Consider the following 21138-nt stretch of genomic DNA (forward strand, 5'->3'; position numbering starts at 1 on the left):
AGCGTTACTGCACAGGCGCCCACTCCGGGCCGGTCTCCCCGAGCTCCGGATCGAGCTTCGCCACCAGTGGCTTCGGCTTCGACAGTGCCACGCCGGGCTCCATTGGCACGCGCTTCCATGTCGCCTGCTGCTCGGAGTAGTCGCCGGTGATGGTGAGGTAGGTCTGGCCGCGCTCCGGCAGGCCGACGCCGACGAGATCGTAGTCAGCGTCATCGCGAACCTCAACGATGGACGGCTCTGCCGCCCACACACCAGTCCGGCCGAGGGTCTCGTGTACCTTCTGCGCCGTGTGCGGCAGGAACGGGGTCAGCATCGCATTGCAGTCGCTGACCACCTGCAGTGCGGTCCACAGGACCGTCGCCAGACGAGTGCGCTGTTCCGGATCCTTCGCGAGCTTCCACGGCTCCTGGTCCGCGATGTACGCGTTGGTCTCCCCGACCACGTGCATGATCTTGGTGATCGCGCTCTTAAAGTGAGCCTCGGCCAAGTCCTTGCCTGCGGAAACAAACGTGGATTCCGCCAATTCAAGGATTTTCTCGTCCACTTCGGCGAGCTCTCCTGGTTCTGGAACCTCGCCGAAGTTCTTGTGCGCCATCGACACAGTGCGGTTGACCAGGTTGCCCCAGCCATTCGCCAGCTCGTTGTTCACGCGACGCACGAACTCGTCCCAGGTGAAGTCCGTGTCGTTGTTCTCCGGTCCGGCCACCGCAATGAAGTAGCGCAACGGGTCCGCACCGAACTCTTTCAGGAAGTCCTTGACATAGATGACTACGCCCTTCGAAGACGAGAACTTCGAACCGGACATGGTCAGGAACTCCGAGGACACAACCTCAGTCGGAAGATTCAGGGTGCCCAGCTCGTGTTCTTGCCCACCATGCGAGCCCTTGCCCGCGTAGCCGAGCAGCTCCGCTGGCCAGATCTGTGAGTGGAACGTGATGTTGTCCTTGCCCATGAAGTAGTAGCTCGCCGTTTCTGGGTCCTGCCAGAACGTCTTCCACGCATCCGGGTTGCCGCTTCGCTCCGCCCACTCAATCGAGGCAGACAAGTAGCCGACCACCGCGTCAAACCAAACATAGAGCTTCTTCGACGGGTTGTCCTGCCAGTCCTCGACCGGGATAGGGATGCCCCAGTCGATGTCACGCGTCATTGCGCGCGGACGCATGTCCTCCAAGAGGTTCAACGAGAACTTCAGCACGTTCGGGCGCCACTTCTCACGGGTGCTCAGCCACGTCTTCAACGCGTCGTGCAGCGCCGGGAGATCCAGCATGAAGTGCTCGGTCTCAACAAACTTCGGCGTCTCGCCGTTGATCTTGGAGACAGGGTTGATCAGGTCTGCTGGGTCGAGCTGGTTACCGCAGGTATCGCACTGGTCACCACGAGCGTCAGTCGCGCCGCAGATTGGGCAGGTGCCCTCAATGTAGCGGTCCGGCAGCGTACGGCCATTCGAAGGAGAGATCGCGCCCTGCGTCGTCTCCTTGATCATGTAACCGTTGGCGTACAGTCCCTTAAACAGCTGCTGCACCACGGCATAGTGGTTACGAGTCGACGTGCGAGTAAACAGGTCGTAGGACAGACCCAAACCGGCCAAGTCGTGCACGATCTGTTCGTTGTAGCGGTCTGCGAGCTCCTTGACGCTCACGCCTTCCTTGTCCGCCTGCACCAACAGCGGGGTCCCGTGTTCGTCGGTGCCGGAGACCATCAGGACGTTGTTGCCAGCCATACGCTGATAGCGCGCAAACACGTCAGAAGGTACCCCGAAACCAGCTACGTGGCCGATGTGGCGGGGGCCGTTCGCATATGGCCACGCAACGCACACAAGGATATTTTTTTGAGTCTTCGCAGAAGTCATGCCCTTAAGCATAAGTTATGGCCCCGACACAACCCATGTTTCGGGTCATATCGGGGCCATGAGCGGTATTCACCGCAGGATGTCAGAGCTTAGTTACGCGGACGCAACATGCGCTTGACCTGCTCCTTCTTCCTATCAAGCTCGAGCTGGTCGCGGTGCATACGGCGTTCAATAGCCAACTGGCGGTTGAAGCGATCCTGTTCCTTCTTGTCCAGGTAAATAGTGTCGTTGGACACGTCCTTCACAATCGCGAACATCAGCAAGATCAGGATGAGCAAGAACGGGGTTGCCGCAACAATCGTCACAGACTGCAGCGCGCCCAGTGCGTCAGAGCCGCCAGCGATCAGCAGCGTCAGGCCAACGAACGCGGTGCCAAGGCCCCAGACAGCTGCGATCCATGGGTTCGCATCCGATTTACCGTTCTGCGACATAGACGCCATCACGGTCGAAGCCGAGTCAGCCGAGGTGATGAAGAACGTACCCAGCAGGATCACCGCGAAAATACCAATGTAGAAGCCACCAGGCAGCTGGTGCAGCAGGTTGAAGAGCTGCTCTTCCGAGGTACCCTCGCCGTAAATGGAACGACCGTCCTGCTCGAACTTGATCGCAGTGCCGCCAAAGATGGCGAACCAGACGGTGGACAGGCCTGCTGGAATCAGCATGACGCCAAGGCAGAACTCGCGAATCGTGCGGCCACGGGAAATTCGTGCCAGGAAGGTGCCAACGAATGGTGACCAGGAGATCCACCATGCCCAGTAGAAGATGGTCCAACCGGACAGGAAGTCTCCTGCTTCACCGTTCTGGTTCTCAGCGGTACGGCCAGCCATCTCAAAAAACTGGGACAGGTATGCGCCGACGCCCGTCGGCAAGAAGTTCAGGGTGCTGACGGTTGGGCCGAAGACGAACACGAAAATAGCCAGCAACGCAGCAATCGCCATATTGAAGTTCGACAGCCACTGGATTCCCTTGCCGACGCCCGACATCGCGGACAGCAGGAATGCAAGAGTCAGGACGGACACGATGCCGACCGTCAGCTTCGTCGACGGCGAATCCACAAAGCCGGAAGCGTTCAGGCCCGAGCTAATCTGCATCGCGCCCAAGCCCAGCGAACATGCGGTACCGAAAATCGTTGCAAAAATTGCAAAACCATCAATGAGCTTGCCCCAGAAACCGTTCACGCCCTTTTCACCAATCAGCGGGATGAAGGCGCTAGAGAGCAGTTGCTTGCGGCCGAGGCGGAACGTCGAGTACGCGATCGCAAGGCCCAAGATCGCGTAAATCGCCCATGGGTGCAGGCTCCAGTGGAACATTGTCTGCGCGAGCGCAGTGCCCACTTCGTGTGGCTGGTGGCCAGGGACACCATCGCGGTACATCGCCAGCGGCTCAGACGCACCGTAGAACATCAGACCAATGCCCATGCCTGCCGCGAACATCATCGCAATCCATGACGACGTTCTAAACTCCGGTTGTTCGTCCGACTTGCCCAGGCGGATCGTACCGAAGTTCGAAAACGCGATTACCAAGACAAAGAACACAAAAATCGTGCCGAAGAGCACGAACGCCCAGCCAAGGTTGTTAATCACCCAGCTGAAGGACGTATCAGCAAAGCTCGAGAAACTATCTGTTGCTAACAGGCCCCAAGCGACGACGGCCGCCACCACGACGAGAAGCGGAACAACGATGCTCCAGTCAATCTTCGCGTTCTCGTCCTCCGCAGCAAGCTCAACCTGCTCCTCTGCGTCGACCGATTCTTTACGCTCCCCGCGCCGCTCTGCAACGATGAGCTCGGCAAGCTCGCTCGTCGCAGACGGTGCGGCAATTTCGGTTTCATCGGAATTTATCTGTTCAGTACTCCGAGTTTCTGCATCAGGATCATGCGGATCCTGGGTCAGGTCTCCCTGAGACATGAAAAATTCTCCTCAATTCCATAGAAAATAAGAAAGCTTTAGCAGGTTAACTGAATTCGGCTGCTATATCTAATCCAATTCGTCCACGTAGTGCCCATTTTCAGCCAAAAAGTCTGACTATTCCGCGCTGCGAGCTTCCTGAGCGAGGTCATATAATTCGCCCGATTTCACCCCGTGCTGCTTCGCGATAGTCTTCACTGCATCCTTCATCCGCATACCCCCGCTTACCAGCTCTAAGACGAGTTCCACAAGGTCTTCGGGCTCCGCTGTTGCGGCGTCACCGCCCTCGATGACAACGGTGACTTCTCCCCTCACTCCGTCCTTGGCCCACTCGGCGAGTTCACCAAGTGTCGCGCGCTTTACTTCTTCGTACGTTTTTGTCAGTTCGCGGCACACCGCTGCACGTCGATCGCGGCCGAGGACCGAAGCGGCGTCGGCAAGCGTCTGTGCCAGTCGGTGCGGTGATTCGAAGAAGCACACGGCGCGCGGTTGGTGCACAAGCTCCTTGAGCCAGGCTTCCCGCGCGCCTGCCTTGCGTGGAGCAAAGCCATCGAAGATGAAGTGCCCTACATGCAGGCCCGAGAGCGCAAGCGCCGTCGTGACAGCAGAGGGACCAGGCAGGCAAGTCACAGGGACTCCGGCGTCGTGTGCCGCTGCAACGAGTGAGAGGCCGGGGTCGGACACGATCGGCATGCCGGCGTCCGTCACCACGAGCACAACGCCATTGCGGGCAGCCGCGAGCAACTCGTCCCGCCGCTGCTCTTCGTTGTGGTCGAAGTTTGAGATGATCTTCCCACGCGGTTCCACCCCCAAGGCTGCCGCTAGCGCGCGGGTGCGCCGCGTATCCTCCGCCGCAATCACGTCTGCGTTCGCGAGTGCGTGCTGAAGCCGCTGCGAGGCGTCATCAATATTGCCGAGCGGCGTAGCGGCCAGCACTACCCCACGTGTTGGAAACTGGTGTTGCAACGTCGCTTGAGTGTCTGCACTATCCATGCGATAGATACTAGGTGCAGCTACAGATAATGCGGCGAACACAGTAGTATCCATTCACGTGAATACCAATGCGCCCATCAATACCGTCCAGAGTGAAGCGTCGCCAACGCCCGCGTTGATGAAGCCTGGCAGGCCCCAGCCGGGAGCACCAGTCAGTGTGCCATGGCATCGCAGGGACACCGTGACGCTGGCGGTACTGACGGTCCTCGCGCTGTTCACGCGCTTCCTCGGGCTGGTGCAGCCGACGTCTTCTGGCACCCCGGTCTTCGACGAGAAGCACTACGTGCCGCAGGGCTGGGACATGGTGCGCAGCTCCTTTAACCCAGTGCTGGGCGGCATCGAGTCCAACCCCGGCTATGGGCTGGTGGTGCACCCGCCGTTGGGCAAGCAGCTCCTCGCGCTTGGTGAAACCATCTTCGGCTACACCCCGATGGGTTGGCGCATCATGACGGCGCTCTTTGGTACCGCAGTCATCGTGTTCACGTTCCTGCTCGCTCGCCGCGTGAGCCAGTCGACGTCGATCGCAGCCATCGCAGGCGTCATCGCGCTTTTCGACGGCGTGCTGCTGGTCGCAGCCAAATTTGGCATGCTAGACATCTTCCAGGTGCTGTTCATCGTCGCCGCCGCGTGGACGCTCGCAGGTGACATGCGTCAGGTGCACCAGCGTTGGCACGACGCCTGGCTGTCAGGTGCTGTGCAGTCCTCGGGTCCGTACGGGCCGCGCCTCGGGTTCCGCTGGTGGCGTTTCGCAACCGGTGTGTTGCTCGGACTGGCACTCGGTGTGAAGTGGTCGGGGCTGTACTACATCGCGTTCTACGGCCTAATGTCTGCGTTTTGGGATCTGTGGCTGCGAAAGCGTTATGGCGTCGAGAAGCCACTGGCTGGCGCACTGGTGCGCGACGTGCCCTCTGCACTCGCCTCGATCGTGCTGTTGCCCGCACTCCTCTATATCTGGTCGTGGCGCGCATGGTTCGCCTCTGAGACTTCTGTGTACCGCCACTCCCTGGCGGACGGCACGATCGCAGGATCCGACTGGCCATGGCTGGCCAACCTGCCGGATGCCGCTGCTGGATGGCTGTACTACCACTTCTCCGTGCTTGAGTTCCACGGCTCCCTCACGAGCTCTAGCGGGCACTCGCACCCATGGGACTCCAAGCCGTGGGCGTGGCTCGTCGCAGCACGCCCGATCCTCTACTACTCCTCCACCGACATCGAGTGCGGCGACGGCAACACCTGCCGCGAAATGATTTCGCTGTTCGGCACCCCGGCGATCTGGTGGCTCACCATCCCCGCGTTGCTGTGGGCAGCGTGGGTCTGGATTACCCGACGCGACTTCCGCGTCATCGTGCCAGTCATCGGCTTCGCCGCAGGCTTCCTGCCGTGGCTTGCGGCGTTCGACCGTCAGATGTACTTCTTCTACGCCACCGCGCTCATTCCGTTTACCGCAGTGCTGCTCGCGCTGGCGCTCGGAAACATCGCGAAGAAAGGCACGCTACGGGAACCTAAGTGGCTGGTGAAGCTGACCGGCGCCCCGATTCGCACCGGCCAAATCACCGTGATTGTCTACCTCGCCGTTGTGGCGGCAAGCTTCGTCTACTGGGGTCCGATCCTGTACGGCCTTCGAGTCACCGACGGCTACTACGAGTCCCTCATGTGGTTCCCGAGCTGGAAATAGTTCGCTAGAGGCCGGTCGGGTCTGCGTTGAGCAAGTGCCACGCGCGGCGCATGGCCACGCCTTTGTCCGCGATCCACGTCCAGGCGAGCGCCAACAACGCGATTCCCGGAGCGATGACCGTCATCGGTGCCACTGCTCCGATACGCTGCACAGCATCAAGCACCGCAAACCCAAGGGTAAACGTGAACATCGTCCCCACGATCAACACGATGCCGGGAATCTGGGCCGGTTTCCAGGACGCGAGCCCCAACGACAAACCCACGCCGAAGCGGACCGCAACCCCCATCAGCGTGGCTGCGGCGACTTCGGGAGTCTGCGCCAACACCTCGCCCACACCGACGACCCCAACGATGGCCCACACAATCCAGCACACGGCAATCGCACACAGCGCGGCCCTGCCAATCATCACGTTGACTTGGCGGCGCTGCATCATCGCGTGCCACGGGTCGTTGACCCCGGCGAGGATCGCATCAGCGAGGTCGCTCGGAGGAGCCACATTGCCGTCAACCTCTGCAAAGCGCACCGTCTGCGACAAGGAAAGCGCCTGCTCCCAAAACGCGGCGCACTCCTCGCACTGCGCCAGGTGGGCATCCACGATGGCGTCGTCAAGCGATGGTTGCTCCCCGTCGAGCCGCGCGGACAGGCAGGCCTGAATCTCGTCATGGCTAATCACGTGTGAGCACCCCGTCCAAGCTTGCGCGCCCCGGCCCGAACACGATGACCACGAACAACGCCGCGGCGAGCACCATCGTGTACTCAATACCGCCATCGGCAACGAAGAAACCGTTGCTCAAATGCACGAAGTAGGTTGCCGCCAGCGCCAACAATGCAAGCACCGACGCGACGATCGTCGTCAGCAAGCCAATGACGAGGAACGCTCCCCCAACCAGCTCAACGAATCCCGCGAGGTACGCCGACAGCGTCGGCTGAGGCACCCCAATCGCCGCAAAGTCCTCCGCAGTGCGCCGCATTCCCAGCTCAAACCAGCGCTGGTACCCACGCGCAACAAACACGATCCCGAGCACCGCGCGGATGACTAAGAGCGCAAAATCTCGAACTGCTGGCCTGTTCATGCACACTAGAGTACTCAAGGAACCGAACCAGACAGAAAAACGTCAAACTACGTATGGATAAAGAAACGAAGCAACAATTCCCAATCATCGGCGACGACGGACTCAGCCGCCCACCCTGGGCCGCACACGATTCGCTCCTGCGCCACTACTACGACACCGAATGGGGCATGCCCATCCGCGACGAAGCCGGAATGTTCGAGCGCCTCTGCCTCGAGGGGTTCCAAGTCGGATTGTCGTGGAAGCTCATTCTGCAAAAGCGCGACGCCCTACGCGAAGCCTTCCACGGGTTCGACCCCGACGTCCTCGCACGGATGGACTCAATCGAGCACCTTCTTGACGACGCCTCCCTGATTCGCAATCGGCGCAAACTCCAGGCGGTGCTCACCAACGCGGCCGCCACCCGCGAGTTGCGGGAATCCGGCACGGATCTTGCAACCTCTATCTGGTCCTACCAGCCAGAAACCACACCTACACCCCGCACGATGGAGGAGGTTCCAACCCAGTCTGAGGAGTCACGCCGCCTCGCGCGCGACCTGAAGAAGCGTGGCTTCACCTTCGTCGGCCCCGTCACGATGTACGCGCTCATGGAATCGACCGGCATCATCGACACGAATCTGATCGGCACGCACCGGCGAGGAGCCTCCGGGGTGTGGAGCTAGTCGTCATCCATCTCTGCGAAGGCTTCCTCCACCGAGTCGTACTCCTCGCGGGACGCCTCCCAGACTTCCTTCGCAGCTGAGAAGTTCACCGCTGCGATGATGGCGCCAACGATGATGTCGAACCAGGCAGTGGACCACACGAACGTCAGCAACCCGGCCGCAATGATGAGCAGGTTCGCCAGTGCGTCGTTGCGCGCCGCCAGCCACGCCCCCGTCGCCAACGACGACCCCTGGTCCCGCAGCCTCAGCAGAATCACCGCGCACACGACATTCACCACGAGCGCACCAACCGCGACCCCCGTAAGGCCCTCCGGCGATGGCGGCTCCGGGTCCAGCACCTTCGCAACAACGGTCACCACCGCCGCGACCGCAGGAATCAGAATCAACGCCGCCAACACACTGCCCGCCGTACGACGCCGCGATGCCGGCCAAGCGACCGCGAAGAACACCAGGAAGTTAATCGCTGTATCCTCCAGGAAGTCCGCCGAGTCCGCAAACAACGACGCCGACCCAATCGAGACAGCCGCCACAAACTCAACGAAGAAGTACGCCAAGTTCAGCAGCGCAACCACCAGTACTGCTCGGCGGATCCGTTCTGTAGCCACGAGGTTCTCCTTTTCTTCGGCTGTCTTGCGTGTAGCACTCCTGTAGCACTCTAGCGACGTTGGTTGCTCTGTTCTAAACGTTCCTGAACGTTGGCTGGGCACCGCAATCCACTAGCCCAATCATGCGACCTGGGCTTTTGCCAGCCCGCTTGCCGAAAAACCGGGTTAAGCGACAAAATGTGTGCTTTTTTGGATATGGATTCCAGGTCCTGCCTGGGCCTACGGCGGGACAGTGCTCGTTGAATCGGGATTCCCTGCCGTAGACCGGAAGGTCCACCACTTCAGGCGTTGGATGTGCTATGACAGCAGACTGTTAAACCAGCTGCATGCCAACTCAACACAGAAAGAGAAAACACAACAGGCCCCTATGCACGGCATGCGAGCACACCGCCACAAAAATGGGCACCACATCCAGCGGAAAACAGCGATGGCGCTGCACAGACTGCGGGCACACCTTCACCAACCCCAACACAGCCAAGACCAGCGCATATCGGTTTGCCATCTTCATTGACTGGATCACCAACCAGCATCCGCTCGACGCTGTCGCTGCTGCGCACAACGTCTCCAGACGCACACTCATCCGCTGGTTCACCTACTTTTGGTTCATCATCGTCCCGTGCAAACCGGACCCGTACCGCGTCTACGACCAGCTCTTTATTGACGGCACCTACTTCCACAAAAAATGCCTGCTTGTCGCTGCAACCAGCGAGCACGTCGTCGCCTGGCACTGGTGCACACGAGAAACCGCCTACGACTACGCCAAACTCTTCGACATGATCGCCGAACCCCTCGTCGTGACCACAGACGGCTCCGGTGGCGCTCACAAAGCCATCAAACAATGCTGGCCAAACGCCTCCATTCAACGCTGCCTCGTCCACGTACGCCGCGACACCATCAAAGACACCACACGCCAACCCACAATCACCGCACACAAAGCACTCCTTCGCCTCGGCAACCAGCTGACCCACATCACCACCCGTGACCAGGCAATCACCTGGGTACTTCGCCTCAACCGCTTCCAGGACCTCTACGGTGACTGGCTCAAACAACGCACCTACCGCAACCAAGTCGCCCCAGAAGAGATCCCAAAACGTATCCGCGACAACCAGCAATGGTGGTACACCCATCCCAGAGCCCGCAGAGCCTACCGCCGATTCGAGCGTCTCTACCAACAAGGCCACCTCTTCGTCTGGCTCAACCCACCACACCGCACCACGACCACGCTGAAGACCACCACAAACAGCCTGGAAGGCGGCATAAACGCACAACTAAAACACCTCGCCCGAGCCCACCGCGGCACATTTGACGAACACCAGCGAATCATCATGGACTGGTGGCTCTACCTACACACCCAACACCACGATGACCCGCTGGCGCTAGCAATCGAGCAAGACTTCGGCCACGCAGGCTACGCACACGCCCGCCAGGCACACATGCGTGAACGCGACCAAGCCAACTCACCCGACGGCCGACCGAAAGTCTACGACACCGGCATCGACACCGACTTCAACCCCTCCTGGGCCATCCGACACGGCTGGGCAGGACGCTCATAACCCCAGCACAACACCCCACAACCCACCCATCCCAACCCCTGAAAAGCACACATTTTGTCACTTAAGTCGACACGCCGAGAAAAGCACACATTTTGTCGCTTAACCCGAAAAACCCGGAATTTGGAGCCAGCACAAACACAACAAAACCCCAGGCCACCAACGACCTGGGGTTTTACGGAACTGTGGAGCTAAGGGGAATCGAACCCCTGACCTTCGCATTGCGAACGCGACGCTCTACCAACTGAGCTATAGCCCCTCGCTGGAGAAGACGTTACTCCTCTTCTCCGCTGATGCTAAATCGTCCGGTTACCCAGGCGATTTAGCTCGCCCGTGGGGCACGGTTGTCATCCTCGCCGTATGGGTAGTGGGGGGAATCCGTGTGGTCCTCGAAGATTGCGGAGGATGCTTCGGGGAGGTCGGTGAAGTCGGGGTGGGCGTCGTCAAGGTCGAGGGCTACGGATTCTCCGTATCGACGCGGCCACTCCTGCCTGGGGTGCGTCGAATCTGCAGTGGCGACGCCGAGGCGCGCGCGACGCAGCTGGCGCATGCGTCGGCGATGCAGCGCGCGCTCCTGACGGACGACGCTGCGCAGCACAACCATGAACCAGGCGGTCAGGGCGACGGAGGCCGCAGGCAGGATCCATGTCCAGCCGCCTGCCACGAACGCGATCACAAACGTAACCACGCAGGCGATGATGAGGCCCAGGAAGGTGCGCTGGCGGCGCATGAAGCGGTCTTCGCGTGCACGGCGTGCACGGTCTGGGTCCCAGCCGCCACGGCCACGGCGGGCCTCGGCGAACGCGAGATCTTCGTCGGTGACGGCGACCTCTTCATCTGAAACGTCCTGGTCGTCCTCGGTTTCCTCAGCAGTGAGCTCTTCGGCGTCCATCTCTGCCGTCACGCCAGTGTCGTATCCGAAGTCCGCTGCAGAGTAGTACGAGTCTGGAATGCTTTCGACCTCTGCTGTCGAGGCCTCCGAATTCTCCGCAGCCTCGAGCTCTACCGCATCGGCGTCGTCTGAAGCGTCGTCCACTACATCGACGGACTCAGTCTCAGCCTCAGCGGGCTCCGCTTCAACCGCCTCGTCCTCGACTGGCTCCGCTTCGATGACCTCTCCCTCAATAACGTTTGAGTCGGTATCTTCTTCGGAGACAGCGTCTTCTTGGTTCTTCGAGAAGAAGTTTCGGATAACCGCGCTGTCGTCGATGAGCACTTCGCTGGCAGCTGGCTCGTGTTCGACGGCTTCGACGAGTTCCACGTCCGCAGCGTCTTCGTCGTGCAGGTGCACGTCCGCGGCGGTCACGCGTGGGCGGCGACGAACCTCCATGGGTTCCGTACCACCGGTATGCAGGACCCTCGTCTCGTCGTACCCTTCGCCGGAGCGGCGAATTGGTTTGTTGTTGCCAAATACGAGTGGTGCCAGCACGATGACCCACACGACGATCATCAAGATAATGATCAAGCTCGGGCTACCCATACAGCGAAGCCACCTTCCTAAAACTACCCTCGAAACTGACCTTTAACGGTAGCGAGCAATCCGCTCTTCCGGCCCGAGCCACGCCGGGGCCGCGTCATCGAATTCGGCCGGAACGCCGCAGCCTGTCTACGGCCGTGGTCGGGTAGTCATCTTCGGTCATTGCGACGAAGTAGTGGTCGCGCCAGCGGCCGTCGATATGAATGTTTCCCCGCATGAATCCTTCTTCGCGGAAACCCACGGTCTGCAGGACGTGGCCGCTGGCCGGGTTGTCTGGAAGGTACGTCGCAGTCACGCGGTGCAGGCCCACCCGCGCAAAGGCGTGGTCAACGCCCAAGGCGCACGCGGCCGTCGCGACGCCGCGCCCTTGATACTGTCTGTGCACCCAGTAGCCGATCCAGCACTCGTCGACGGTTCCGCGCTGAATGCCGCCGAGGGTCAGTTGGCCGGCAAAGTGGCCGTCGACCTCTATCACCATCGGTACGACGGTGCCATCTGCAGCCATTTCTTTGAGCATCGTCCACTGCCCCGCCCAAGCGCTCTTGGTGTGAGCAGCTTCCCATGTGGAATGGATCGTTGGTTCTACCGGCTGCAACCACTGCTGGTCGAGCAGGCGGGTACGGCACCATTCCCCGCCATCCTGCAAGCGCAGGGGCCGCAACGTGACGGTTTCTCCACTCGGAAGTCTGACGAACGGGGTGCGTTCGGGCCAACCAGGTGTGGGTCCGTGCAGCCAAGTTCCAATCCTTCGCAGCAGGCCCAACGTCTATCCCCGCTGCTGGAGGAATTCGACGTCCACCACGTCGCCTGGGCGGATCTCCGCGGTGGACTCCGGCAGGCGAATCATGGCGTTGGCTTCCGCGAAGCCTGCGAAGAGGTGGGAGGTTTCGCCACCGGCACCGCCGAGGCCTTCGACTAAGTAGTCGCCGGTCTCCGTGTCCCGCATGAGGCGCGCGCGAATGTAACCACGCCGCCCCGGCTGCGAGGTAATTGCCCGCATCGAGCGTGCGCGAACCACCGGGCGCTGCCAAGACTGCTTGCCCAGCGCTTGGCGGATTGCCGGTCGCACGATGGTTTCGGCGATCACGAGCGCGGCCGTCGGATTGGACGGCAGCAAGAAGACCGGCACATGTTCCTCACCCAGCGTGCCGAAACCCTGGACGGACCCGGGGTGCATGGCCACTCGAGTGGTGTCGATTTCCCCGAGGTCATGCAGCACTTCTTGGAGTGTCTGCGCGCCTGAACCACCAACAGCGCCGGTGATCACGATCATCTCGCTGCGCCCAATGTAGCCAGCCAGGGTTTCCCGCATCTTCCGCGGCTCAGCGTTCATGATGCCGACACGGTGTACATCTGCACCCGCTTCCTCGGCGGCAGCGGAAACGACGTAGGAGGCGACGTCGATAACTTGGCCCAAGCCTGGCTCTCGTTCGATGTCAACGAGTTCCATGCCGAAACTCAGCACGGTGACCCTCGGCCGGGGATACACCAGTACTTTTGTGCGCCCAGCAGCGGCTAGCAGCCCAATTTGTGCAGGTCCGAGGACCGTGCGGGGGCGCACTGCGATGTCGCCTGGCTGGATATCAGCCCCCGGCTTGCGTACGAACTCGCCACTTGCAACTGGGCGTTGCGGCGTAACCCGCTTGGTGCCCCGGTCGCTCCATTCCAGTGGCAACACGGCGTCGGCAAGTGTAGGAAGCGGGGCACCTGTTGCAACCCGCACCGCTTGGCGTGGCTGCAGGCGCAACGGCTTCTGGGAACCGGCGGGAACCTCCCCCACCACAGGTAGAGCACGATCGGCGTTGGTGCGTGGGCGCGAATCGCGCTCCGGCTCGCCGTCTTCTTCCGCCTGGCGCGGCTTCACCCGCAGGCCTGCGGATCCCCCGACGTCGACCGCGCGGACGGCGTAGCCGTCGATGGCTGCTTGCGAAAAGCCGGGCAACGCGCGTGTCGCTACGACTTCCTCGGCGCACATCAGCCCCAGCGCGTCGTCGATCCCCACTCGGATCGGCTCGGGGGTCCGGATTGCGTCGCCAATTATGGCAAGCTGCTCATCAACACCGCGCATCAGCCACGCCTCTTTCTACGCCTTCGTTAGCGTTGTTCATCACCCGTGAGTTCGGGGTGTTCGGCCTCAAAGTCGTTCATGATCTGCTTGAGTGCCGTGTACAGTGCAGGTCCGTACTTCGGGTCGTGCAAACCAAAGTCCACATTAGCGGGAATGTAGCCGCCCGGGTTGCCCAAATCGTGGCGCTTGCCGTGGTGCACCACGATGTGCACTGGATGACCTTCCTGGATCATCAGCTCGATCGCATCGGTCAGTTGCAGCTCCCCGCCCTTGCCCGGCGTGATGCGACGCAGCGCATCAAAAATTGCCCGGTCAAGCAGGTAGCGTCCGGTGGCCACGAGCGTCGACGGCGCGTCTTCCACGGCCGGCTTTTCCACCATGCCCTTCACGCGCTTGACCTCGACGCCCTCAATAGTCTCGTCGACGTCTTCGACATCAAACACGCCGTAGTTAAAGACTTCCTCCGGCGTCACGTTGAACGCACACAGCACGGAGCCGCCGAGCTTCTCGCGGGTGCGCACCATTTTCTCCATCACGCCGGTGGGAAGCACAAGGTCATCTGGCAGCATGACGGCGACAACGTCCTCGTTTTCGTCGAGGGCAGATTCCGCGCAGCTCACCGCGTGGCCAAGGCCCAACGGCTTCTCCTGCGTCACGGCGACTGCATTAATAAGGTCCGCGGCGCGGGCGACCTTCTTCACCTGGTCGTCTTTCCCGCGCGCCGCGAGGGTCTCGCGCAGCAGCTCGAACTCGCCGAAGTGGCGCATGATTTCTTCTTTTGCCGGAGCTGTCACGATCACCAATCGGCGAGCGCCGAGCTCTGCCGCTTCCTCGGCAATCAGCTCGATACCGGGTGTATCCACCACGGGCAGGAGTTCCTTAGGAACAGTCTTCGTAGCTGGCAAAAACCGTGTACCCATGCCAGCTGCCGGCACCACGACGGTCTTCACGCCACGCGACGCAGGCTGCTGGGAGGTTTCTTCATTAGACTTCCGCATAAAGATCTACTTTACCTCTGTATGGCCCGACTATCGTTTCCGACTCGTGAGGAGGCTCCCCCACTTGCACACCAAGCAAACTATCCGCGAAGCACACACTACTTTTCGACGCCACCTCGCCAGCAAACCAGACGAAAAGCGTCAACGCGACGCCAGCATCCTCCAGCACACGCTCAAGGCTCTCGATCACTTCGGCGCCGTGGGCAGTGAAATCAGCGCCTACCACCCGCTGCGCACGGAACCCGCTGCCGCTGACTACCCGCTGCAGCTCGCCCAACACGCAAGAACGGTGTGGCTGCCGATTTCGCTTCCTGGCGGTGTGCTGCAATGGGCCGCGTGCACCGAAGAACAGCAGCCGGGCGCGCTTGGCATCGCGGAGCCAGTCGGTTCCCGGTTCTCCAGCGAGGTGCTCAAAGGTTGCGCTGCGCTGGTGATCCCGGCGCTCGCTGTGGACCGAAGCGGGCAACGTTTGGGTAAGGGCGCCGGCTATTACGACCGGGCGCTTGAGCAGGTCCGCGACCACCGCATCCCTATTGTTGCGGTGGTGTTTGACGAAGAGGTCGTCGACACGCTGCCAGCGCAACCTCACGATGTGCCCGTCGATGCAATCGTGACAGACCGCGGATTTTTCCCACTCTAGGGAACCTTCCGGGCCACACCCGCGTCTAAAGACGCATGAAGCCCGCCTCATTCCTTCGCGACCTCCGCATGCCCGGCTACCACCGCACCGTCACAGTGCGCCGCACGATCGCCGTCGTGTTACTGCTGGTAGCAGGCGCAAGCATACTTTTCGACGCCCGCTCCGCCGACCCACCCGCTGTTGTCTTCGCCCGCGACGTTGAGGCCGGCACAGTGCTCACCACGGCGGACGTGGAGCTTCGCAGGCTGCCGCCCTCTGTTGTTCCCGCGAACGCCTTGGGCAGTACAGACCTCGCCGTCGGACAGGTCCTCGCGGCTGGTGCATCCGCGAACGAAGTAGTTACCAACACCCGTCTTGTCGGACCGGACCTTAAAGCTTCGCTGATCGAAAGCGATGACGACCCGCACGACTTCACCATGGTTCCGGTCACGCTCGCGGAACCGGAACTCATCCCGATGCTGCATCACGGCGCCGGCGTAGACGTGGTCGCGCCAGGCCCGCGAGTTATTGCGCGTGGCGGAAGGGTGGTCACGACGAACGAGGAGGGGTCAATCCTGGTACTGCTGCGCAGTGTCGATGCAGCCAACGTTGCGGCCGCATCACTGACGGACCCGTTAACAGTTGTATTGACCACACGATAGTTTGTTGCCTATAGTTTTTAGGTCCAAATCCAAACCTTACAAAGGAGACCCTAATGCTTGAGGGCTTTAAGAACTTTATTCTGCGCGGCAACGTTATTGACCTCGCAGTCGGTGTTGTTATTGGTGCTGCGTTCACCGCAGTTGTTACCGCTTTCTCCGACAACATCATCAACCCGCTGATCGCTTCCGTCGGTGGCGCTGATTACTCCGGCCTTGGCTTCCACATCATTTCCGGCAACGACGCAACTTTCCTCGACTTCGGCGCGCTGATCACTGCAGCGATTAACTTCCTGCTGATCGCGGCAGTCGTCTACTTCGTGATCGTCGCTCCGATGAACAAGCTCGACGAGATGCAGAAGCATAAGCGCGGCATCCAGCCAGACGCCCCGGCTCCGACCGAGACCGAGCTGCTCACCGAAATCCGCGACCTGCTCTCCGAGAAGCCCGCGCAGCAGTAGTACTGCTATTCTCCGTAATGGGGTGGTCGCTCGTACTCATAAAAGGCTTTGCCTGTGAGTTCTGGCTCGCCGTCGCCGTCGATATCGACGCTGCGCCCGGCATCATAGCCCGTCCGCCCAGAAGCCGCGTCACCAAATAGTTGCGTGCGTTCAGGACTACGGTCGTACTCTGCTTCCGACCGTCGCTCCACGCGCCTCCGCTGGTGGCGCGGCTTTTTCATGCTCGCCATCGTTCCTGATTACGCCTGTACGGAGTAGGTATTCAGCTCGCCGATCAGGTGCTGGACTAGTGGTGCGATCGTCGATACGCCGTCGCGTATCGCTTGGCGGCTTGCGGCGAGGTTTACCACGACGGTCGAACCAGAGACGCCACACACACCGCGCGACGTGCAGGCATCCACCGCTCCACACGCCTGGCCCGACGAACGAACCGCCTGCGCTACACCGGGCACGTTCTTGTCGATCACGGCCTTCGTCGCCTCTGGCGCCGTATCACGTGGCCCGACGCCAGTGCCACCGACGGTCAGCACCAGGTCAACCCCACCAACGACACCGGTTTCGATCGCTTTGCGGATCTCCGCCTCGCTCGAATTGACGTGCACCACCGCGTCAACGGTAAACCCGAACTCGCTGAGCAACTCGACGAGCATGTCACCCGTGGTATCCCCTTCTGAGCTGTATCGGCGGTCCCCAACCAGCACTGCGATGGCCGCAGGAGGCGTCGGAGTCTGCTCGGCGAGCTCTGCGGCCTTCAGCGATGCTTCGTCGGGCTCCCCAACCGTGTCAAGCAATACTTCTGTCGTTGGCATGCCAGGTCTCCTGTCGTGTCGTTGCGAAATCGCACAGTTTCATTTTCATTGTTTGCTTCAAAACTTACCCGTTGCTCAGGGTTACATCTACGGAATGAGGAGCTTCTTCTCCCTCCCGCAAGACTTCAAGCTGAACGACCTGCCCGAAGTCCTTCGACCGCGTCGCCGCAATCAACGCATCCGCTGAGTCAATCAGCCGACCGTCCAGCTTGGTAATCACATCACCTTCTCGGATACCGGCCTTTTCTGCTGGACTACCAGGCTCAACTCCGGCGACCACGGCGCCGTCGATACGAGTGCCGCGAATCGAAACGCGGACGCCCAACATCGGCTGCGACGCCTTGCCGGTTTCAATGAGCTGCTGCGCGACACGCTTGGCAAAATTCGACGGAATCGCGAACCCGAGACCAATCGAGCCCGACGACTGCTCGCCACCAAAGCCGCCCGCCGAGAGCGAAGCAATAGCCGAGTTCATCCCGATCAGGTGCCCCTGCATATCCACGAGCGGACCACCCGAGTTACCAGGGTTAATCGCAGCGTCTGTCTGCAGCCCGTCCATCAACGAGCTCTCCCCACCGCCCTGGGCCGCACGCACCGGGCGGTTCTTCGCCGAGATGATGCCACTGGTTACCGTCGCCGAGAGCCCAAGTGGAGAACCAACTGCGACAACCTGCTGGCCAACCTTCAGCTCGTCCGAGTTGCCGAAGTCAAGCACAGGGAGATTTTCGACGCCATCAACCTTCAGCACGCCAATATCAGTGTTGACGTCCGACGCTACAAACGTAGCCGAGTGCTTCGAGCCGTCGTTGAACACCACCTGAATCTCGGACCGTTCGGTCGCCGCAGCGCCGATCACGTGGTGGTTCGTCAAAATGTAGCCGTCGGAGGAAATAATCGACCCCGACCCTTCCGCGATACCATTCGGCGTCGCCACAGTGATGGATACAACCGAAGGCAGCACTGCGGCCGCAACCTGCTCAACGGAGCCATCAGGCGCAGTCTCTGGCGATGCGAGGCTCGGGTTCTCAAGTGCGTTGTAGTGCTGCTGTTCGCCGTTATCGTTCGCAGCGACGACTGCGTACCCGGCGCCGGCGCCGGCCAACAGCGAAAGCACTACGGAGCACGCCACTGTAGCCGCCCCCAGCCCACGCCGCTGCTTTTGCTGCGGTGCAGACTGCACGAATGCGGTTTCCGGGAAGGCCTCCTGTGGATAGGAGGCCTCGTACGGGTTTTGTTGTGGCGTATTTGATTGTGGTGAATACGGGTTCGTCATGTGCAGTAGTATGCACGACGCCACTGTGGTAGCACTAAAAAGTAAACTCGTTCTCTCGCAATGTTTCCTGAATGTTCACTGTGTTAGCTGAGCTGGGATTTGTTCGGCAATCGCGGAATTTCGATGCTTTCTTCTTCCAGATAAAAATCCTCATCAGCATCCGGAGCCTTCCCCGGGAAGACCACACGGAAGCGCGCCCCGTGGTCATCCGACTCCTCCACGAAGATCCGGGCACCATGCCGGTCCATCACCTGCTTGACGATCGCAAGCCCCAAGCCCGAACCCGGCATCGAACGCGACTCTGCCGAACGGTAGAAGCGCTCAAAAACCCGCTCGCGCTCCTCCGGAGCAATGCCCGGGCCGGAATCGTCGACAACCAACACTGCGTACTTCTTCGCTGCCTTCAACGAAATCCTTACCGTTCCGCCTTCTGGCGACCACTTGGCCGCGTTGTCGATCAGGTTTAGCGGAGCGCGGCCCATCGCGAACCGATCACCCATAATCAGCCACGGGTCAGCGTTGAACTGGAACGTAACGTCAGGCCGACGACGCTCAACACGGCGCACGGCCTCCTCCAGGATCACATCCAGGCGGATCTCCTCAAACTCAACGTTCGAGGAATCCTCCCGCGCGAGATCCACCAGGTCTCCGATAAGCGTCGACATTTCTGTCATCTGCGCCAGCACATCCCGCTCAAGATCGGCGCGGTCCTCCGCACTAATCTGATCCTGTCGATCAGCGGAGTACATCATCATGAGCAGCTCAATGTTGGTGCGCATGGAAGTCAGCGGCGTTTTCAGCTCGTGGCCGGCGTCGGCAACAAGCTGTGCCTGCCTGGTGCGCGAATCCTGCAGCGAAGCCATCATGTCATTAAACGCGTTCGTAATACGCGCCATCTCATCATGGCCCTGCACCGGAAGCGGCTTCAGCTCCTTCGTCCTGGTCACTTCCTTCAGCGCAAGGTGCAATTTACGCAGCGGGCGCATACCGGAACTCGAAACCAGGAACGCCACCAGCGTCGACACTATCCAGCCCAAGCTGAGCAGCACCAACAGCGCCGCGGCAATACTGCGCTGCAGCTGACGCGTCGGGTCGACCGCCTTCGACAGGGCCACGACTGTTCCATCATCCAGCCTTGTAACCAGCACACGGTTACCGTGCAGGGTGCGTGCGGAGACGTCCGCTCCGTAGTTCATTCGAGCAAAGTCCCCACCCACGGGAATTTCATCTCCCACGAACCGGTTCGACTCCGCGCGTGAAGCCGTGGCGAGGATGTGAGGGTTGCGGCGTCGAAAAGTCTCGACCTCAGCCGCCAGCTCCTCATCGCTGGACATTTCCTGCGAGTCGTACGCGAGCATCGCGCCCTGCGTGCGCAGATCGTTGTCCATCATGCCGATAATCGACGTCGACGACGCCCAGTAGCTCACCGATGCCGTGACCAAAATCGTAAGGGCCACGAGCACGCCTGTCAGCACCGCAAGCTGCTGGCGAAGCGTCATCTCCGACCCGAGGTACGCACCACGAATATAGGTATCGAACAGGATCGTCGGCAGGTTCGGACGCGGGGGTTCCAGATCCTGCTCGGCTGCCGACACTTGGCGATCCACCCCCTCAAGGGACATGCCCGTAGTGCGCTCAAAGTGATCCGCCGACTGGCGCAAAATCACAGTGCAGTCTCCCGAAGCACGTAGCCAACCCCACGGACCGTATGGATCAGGCGAGGCTCCCCGCCCGCCTCAGTTTTCTTACGGAGGTACCCGATGTAGACCTCCAAGGCGTTGCCGGACGTCGGGAAGTCGTATCCCCACACCTCTTCAAGAATCTGCTGGCGCGACAGCACCTTGCGCGGGTTCTCAATCAAAACGAGAAGGAGCGCGAACTCGGTACGGGTCAAGGAAATAGCGCGGTCGCCGCGGAAGACGTCGCGGGTATCGGTCTCTACAGACAAGTCCTCAAACTCGTACTTTGTTTTCGGAGCAGACTGCGACTGGATGGCGTCTGCCTGAGCGCGGCGCAGCAGCGAGCGTACGCGTGCCAACAGCTCCTCAAGCGCGAAAGGCTTCGGCAGATAGTCATCAGCGCCGGCATCCAAGCCCGCTACACGGTCCGCGACTCCATCTCGCGCTGTCAGCATCAACACAGGACGGTCGTATCCCGAGGAGCGCAATGTGCGGCACACGTCGAGCCCATCGATCTTCGGCATCATCACGTCCAGAATCGTCAGATCGGGCTGTTCGTCACGGATGACATCGAGCGCCTCCTCGCCGTCGGAAGCAAGCAGTACATCATACCCGTTGAAGCGAAGGGAACGCCGCAGGGATTCACGAACGGCTTGCTCATCATCGGCAACAAGAATCTTCATACGCCTATTATTGCCTATCTGAGAGACTTTTAACACCGGACTGTCAGATACATGAAAAAGCCGGGCCTGCTGGGCCCGGCGAACGCTTATAGTAAGGCGCT

At 60.7% G+C, this 21138-nt stretch carries 21 protein-coding genes and 1 tRNA gene; 6 read left to right on the forward strand and 16 right to left on the reverse strand.

The window, feature by feature from the left end; translation table 11 throughout:
* Positions 1–4 precede the first annotated feature (4 nt).
* The 3 genes from metG to rsmI form a co-directional block, all read right to left on the reverse strand.
* On the reverse strand, positions 5–1849 hold the full coding sequence (gene metG, locus BJP05_RS07100) for a methionine--tRNA ligase (protein WP_070363552.1): 1845 nt from the start codon (positions 1847–1849) through the stop codon (positions 5–7).
* 89 nt (positions 1850–1938) lie between these two features.
* Positions 1939–3756 (reverse strand): BCCT family transporter, encoded by a 1818-nt coding sequence (locus tag BJP05_RS07105; protein WP_084028600.1) that lies wholly within the window; start codon positions 3754–3756, stop codon positions 1939–1941.
* 117 nt (positions 3757–3873) lie between these two features.
* Positions 3874–4749, reverse strand: coding sequence for a 16S rRNA (cytidine(1402)-2'-O)-methyltransferase (rsmI, locus tag BJP05_RS07110; protein ID WP_070362812.1), 876 nt, complete (start codon positions 4747–4749; stop codon positions 3874–3876).
* A gap of 118 nt (positions 4750–4867) precedes the next feature.
* Here rsmI and BJP05_RS07115 point away from each other — a divergent pair, with 118 nt between their 5' ends.
* Positions 4868–6424, forward strand: a complete 1557-nt coding sequence (locus BJP05_RS07115; RefSeq protein WP_070363554.1) for a dolichyl-phosphate-mannose--protein mannosyltransferase — start codon at positions 4868–4870, stop codon at positions 6422–6424.
* 4 nt (positions 6425–6428) lie between these two features.
* On the opposite strand, the gene BJP05_RS07120 is transcribed toward BJP05_RS07115, so the two are convergent.
* Complete coding sequence (locus BJP05_RS07120) at positions 6429–7097, reverse strand: zf-HC2 domain-containing protein (protein ID WP_070362813.1); 669 nt, start codon at positions 7095–7097, stop codon at positions 6429–6431.
* Positions 7090–7497, reverse strand: a complete 408-nt coding sequence (locus BJP05_RS07125; RefSeq protein ID WP_070362814.1) for a DoxX family protein — start codon at positions 7495–7497, stop codon at positions 7090–7092. Before BJP05_RS07125 ends, BJP05_RS07120 begins: the two co-directional genes overlap by 8 nt.
* A gap of 53 nt (positions 7498–7550) precedes the next feature.
* Between BJP05_RS07125 and BJP05_RS07130 the strand changes: the two genes are divergently transcribed.
* A complete protein-coding gene (locus tag BJP05_RS07130) occupies positions 7551–8156 on the forward strand; it encodes a DNA-3-methyladenine glycosylase I (RefSeq protein ID WP_070362815.1) in 606 nt (201 codons plus the stop codon).
* Here BJP05_RS07130 and BJP05_RS07135 read toward each other — a convergent pair.
* Positions 8153–8761, reverse strand: a complete 609-nt coding sequence (locus tag BJP05_RS07135; RefSeq protein ID WP_070362816.1) for a cation transporter — start codon at positions 8759–8761, stop codon at positions 8153–8155. The two genes, BJP05_RS07130 and BJP05_RS07135, sit on opposite strands and share 4 nt — an antisense overlap.
* Positions 8762–9087: 326 nt before the next feature.
* On the opposite strand from BJP05_RS07135, the gene BJP05_RS07140 reads away from it, so the two are divergent.
* Positions 9088–10314 carry an IS1249 family transposase gene (locus BJP05_RS07140; protein WP_084028535.1) on the forward strand — a complete coding sequence of 409 codons (1227 nt, stop codon included), beginning with the start codon at positions 9088–9090 and terminating at the stop codon, positions 10312–10314.
* 183 nt (positions 10315–10497) lie between these two features.
* Here the strand turns inward: BJP05_RS07140 and BJP05_RS07145 are convergent.
* The 5 genes from BJP05_RS07145 to BJP05_RS07165 all read right to left on the reverse strand — a co-directional run bounded on the left by BJP05_RS07145 (position 10498) and on the right by BJP05_RS07165 (position 14854).
* A tRNA-Ala gene (locus BJP05_RS07145) sits at positions 10498–10570 on the reverse strand.
* Between the two features lie 63 nt (positions 10571–10633).
* Positions 10634–11791, reverse strand: a complete 1158-nt coding sequence (gene glpR / locus BJP05_RS07150; protein WP_070362817.1) for a gephyrin-like molybdotransferase receptor GlpR — start codon at positions 11789–11791, stop codon at positions 10634–10636.
* Between the two features lie 94 nt (positions 11792–11885).
* Positions 11886–12551 carry a GNAT family N-acetyltransferase gene (locus tag BJP05_RS07155; protein WP_371440778.1) on the reverse strand — a complete coding sequence of 222 codons (666 nt, stop codon included), beginning with the start codon at positions 12549–12551 and terminating at the stop codon, positions 11886–11888.
* A 3-nt stretch (positions 12552–12554) separates the two neighbouring features.
* A complete protein-coding gene (gene glp, locus BJP05_RS07160; protein ID WP_070362818.1) occupies positions 12555–13856 on the reverse strand; it encodes a gephyrin-like molybdotransferase Glp in 1302 nt (433 codons plus the stop codon).
* A 26-nt stretch (positions 13857–13882) separates the two neighbouring features.
* On the reverse strand, positions 13883–14854 hold the full coding sequence (locus BJP05_RS07165) for a UTP--glucose-1-phosphate uridylyltransferase (protein WP_070362819.1): 972 nt from the start codon (positions 14852–14854) through the stop codon (positions 13883–13885).
* 64 nt (positions 14855–14918) lie between these two features.
* Here BJP05_RS07165 and BJP05_RS07170 point away from each other — a divergent pair, with 64 nt between their 5' ends.
* From BJP05_RS07170 to mscL, 3 genes are read left to right on the forward strand one after another with little or no spacing between them, the layout of a single operon-like run.
* Positions 14919–15494, forward strand: coding sequence for a 5-formyltetrahydrofolate cyclo-ligase (locus tag BJP05_RS07170; protein ID WP_070362820.1), 576 nt, complete (start codon positions 14919–14921; stop codon positions 15492–15494).
* Between the two features lie 35 nt (positions 15495–15529).
* Positions 15530–16135 (forward strand): SAF domain-containing protein, encoded by a 606-nt coding sequence (locus BJP05_RS07175; RefSeq protein ID WP_070362821.1) that lies wholly within the window; start codon positions 15530–15532, stop codon positions 16133–16135.
* Positions 16136–16188: 53 nt separating this feature from the next.
* Positions 16189–16593, forward strand: a complete 405-nt coding sequence (mscL, locus tag BJP05_RS07180; RefSeq protein ID WP_070362822.1) for a large-conductance mechanosensitive channel protein MscL — start codon at positions 16189–16191, stop codon at positions 16591–16593.
* 5 nt (positions 16594–16598) lie between these two features.
* On the opposite strand, the gene BJP05_RS11150 is transcribed toward mscL, so the two are convergent.
* From BJP05_RS11150 to BJP05_RS07200, 5 genes are all read right to left on the reverse strand, one after another.
* On the reverse strand, positions 16599–16784 hold the full coding sequence (locus tag BJP05_RS11150) for a hypothetical protein (RefSeq protein WP_141742264.1): 186 nt from the start codon (positions 16782–16784) through the stop codon (positions 16599–16601).
* A gap of 48 nt (positions 16785–16832) precedes the next feature.
* On the reverse strand, positions 16833–17402 hold the full coding sequence (locus tag BJP05_RS07185) for a molybdenum cofactor biosynthesis protein B (protein WP_070362823.1): 570 nt from the start codon (positions 17400–17402) through the stop codon (positions 16833–16835).
* Positions 17403–17466: 64 nt separating this feature from the next.
* Positions 17467–18675, reverse strand: coding sequence for a S1C family serine protease (locus tag BJP05_RS07190; RefSeq protein ID WP_084028602.1), 1209 nt, complete (start codon positions 18673–18675; stop codon positions 17467–17469).
* Between the two features lie 83 nt (positions 18676–18758).
* The gene (locus BJP05_RS07195; RefSeq protein WP_070362824.1) at positions 18759–20342 is read right to left on the reverse strand and encodes a HAMP domain-containing sensor histidine kinase; all 1584 of its coding nucleotides are present in this window, start codon (positions 20340–20342) and stop codon (positions 18759–18761) included.
* Positions 20339–21037, reverse strand: a complete 699-nt coding sequence (locus BJP05_RS07200; protein ID WP_070362825.1) for a response regulator transcription factor — start codon at positions 21035–21037, stop codon at positions 20339–20341. Before BJP05_RS07200 ends, BJP05_RS07195 begins: the two co-directional genes overlap by 4 nt.
* Between the last annotated feature and the right edge of the window lie 101 nt (positions 21038–21138).

The organism is Corynebacterium sp. NML98-0116, assembly GCF_001767255.1.
GTDB lineage: Bacteria > Actinomycetota > Actinomycetes > Mycobacteriales > Mycobacteriaceae > Corynebacterium > Corynebacterium pseudogenitalium.

Excerpts from the sequence above, each read along its gene's own strand:
- BJP05_RS07105 (WP_084028600.1), bottom strand. The coding sequence starts at position 3,756 with ATGTCTCAGGGAGACCTGACCCAGGATCCGCATGATCCTGATGCAGAA.
- glp (WP_070362818.1), bottom strand. The coding sequence starts at position 13,856 with ATGCGCGGTGTTGATGAGCAGCTTGCCATAATTGGCGACGCAATCCGG.
- BJP05_RS07200 (WP_070362825.1), bottom strand. The coding sequence starts at position 21,037 with ATGAAGATTCTTGTTGCCGATGATGAGCAAGCCGTTCGTGAATCCCTG.
- BJP05_RS07125 (WP_070362814.1), bottom strand. The coding sequence starts at position 7,497 with ATGAACAGGCCAGCAGTTCGAGATTTTGCGCTCTTAGTCATCCGCGCG.
- BJP05_RS07165 (WP_070362819.1), bottom strand. The coding sequence starts at position 14,854 with ATGCGGAAGTCTAATGAAGAAACCTCCCAGCAGCCTGCGTCGCGTGGC.
- BJP05_RS07190 (WP_084028602.1), bottom strand. The coding sequence starts at position 18,675 with ATGACGAACCCGTATTCACCACAATCAAATACGCCACAACAAAACCCG.
- BJP05_RS07185 (WP_070362823.1), bottom strand. The coding sequence starts at position 17,402 with ATGCCAACGACAGAAGTATTGCTTGACACGGTTGGGGAGCCCGACGAA.
- BJP05_RS07140 (WP_084028535.1), top strand. The coding sequence starts at position 9,088 with ATGCCAACTCAACACAGAAAGAGAAAACACAACAGGCCCCTATGCACG.
- BJP05_RS07175 (WP_070362821.1), top strand. The coding sequence starts at position 15,530 with ATGAAGCCCGCCTCATTCCTTCGCGACCTCCGCATGCCCGGCTACCAC.
- mscL (WP_070362822.1), top strand. The coding sequence starts at position 16,189 with ATGCTTGAGGGCTTTAAGAACTTTATTCTGCGCGGCAACGTTATTGAC.
- metG (WP_070363552.1), bottom strand. The coding sequence starts at position 1,849 with ATGACTTCTGCGAAGACTCAAAAAAATATCCTTGTGTGCGTTGCGTGG.
- BJP05_RS07130 (WP_070362815.1), top strand. The coding sequence starts at position 7,551 with ATGGATAAAGAAACGAAGCAACAATTCCCAATCATCGGCGACGACGGA.
- glpR (WP_070362817.1), bottom strand. The coding sequence starts at position 11,791 with ATGGGTAGCCCGAGCTTGATCATTATCTTGATGATCGTCGTGTGGGTC.
- BJP05_RS07115 (WP_070363554.1), top strand. The coding sequence starts at position 4,868 with ATGAAGCCTGGCAGGCCCCAGCCGGGAGCACCAGTCAGTGTGCCATGG.
- rsmI (WP_070362812.1), bottom strand. The coding sequence starts at position 4,749 with ATGGATAGTGCAGACACTCAAGCGACGTTGCAACACCAGTTTCCAACA.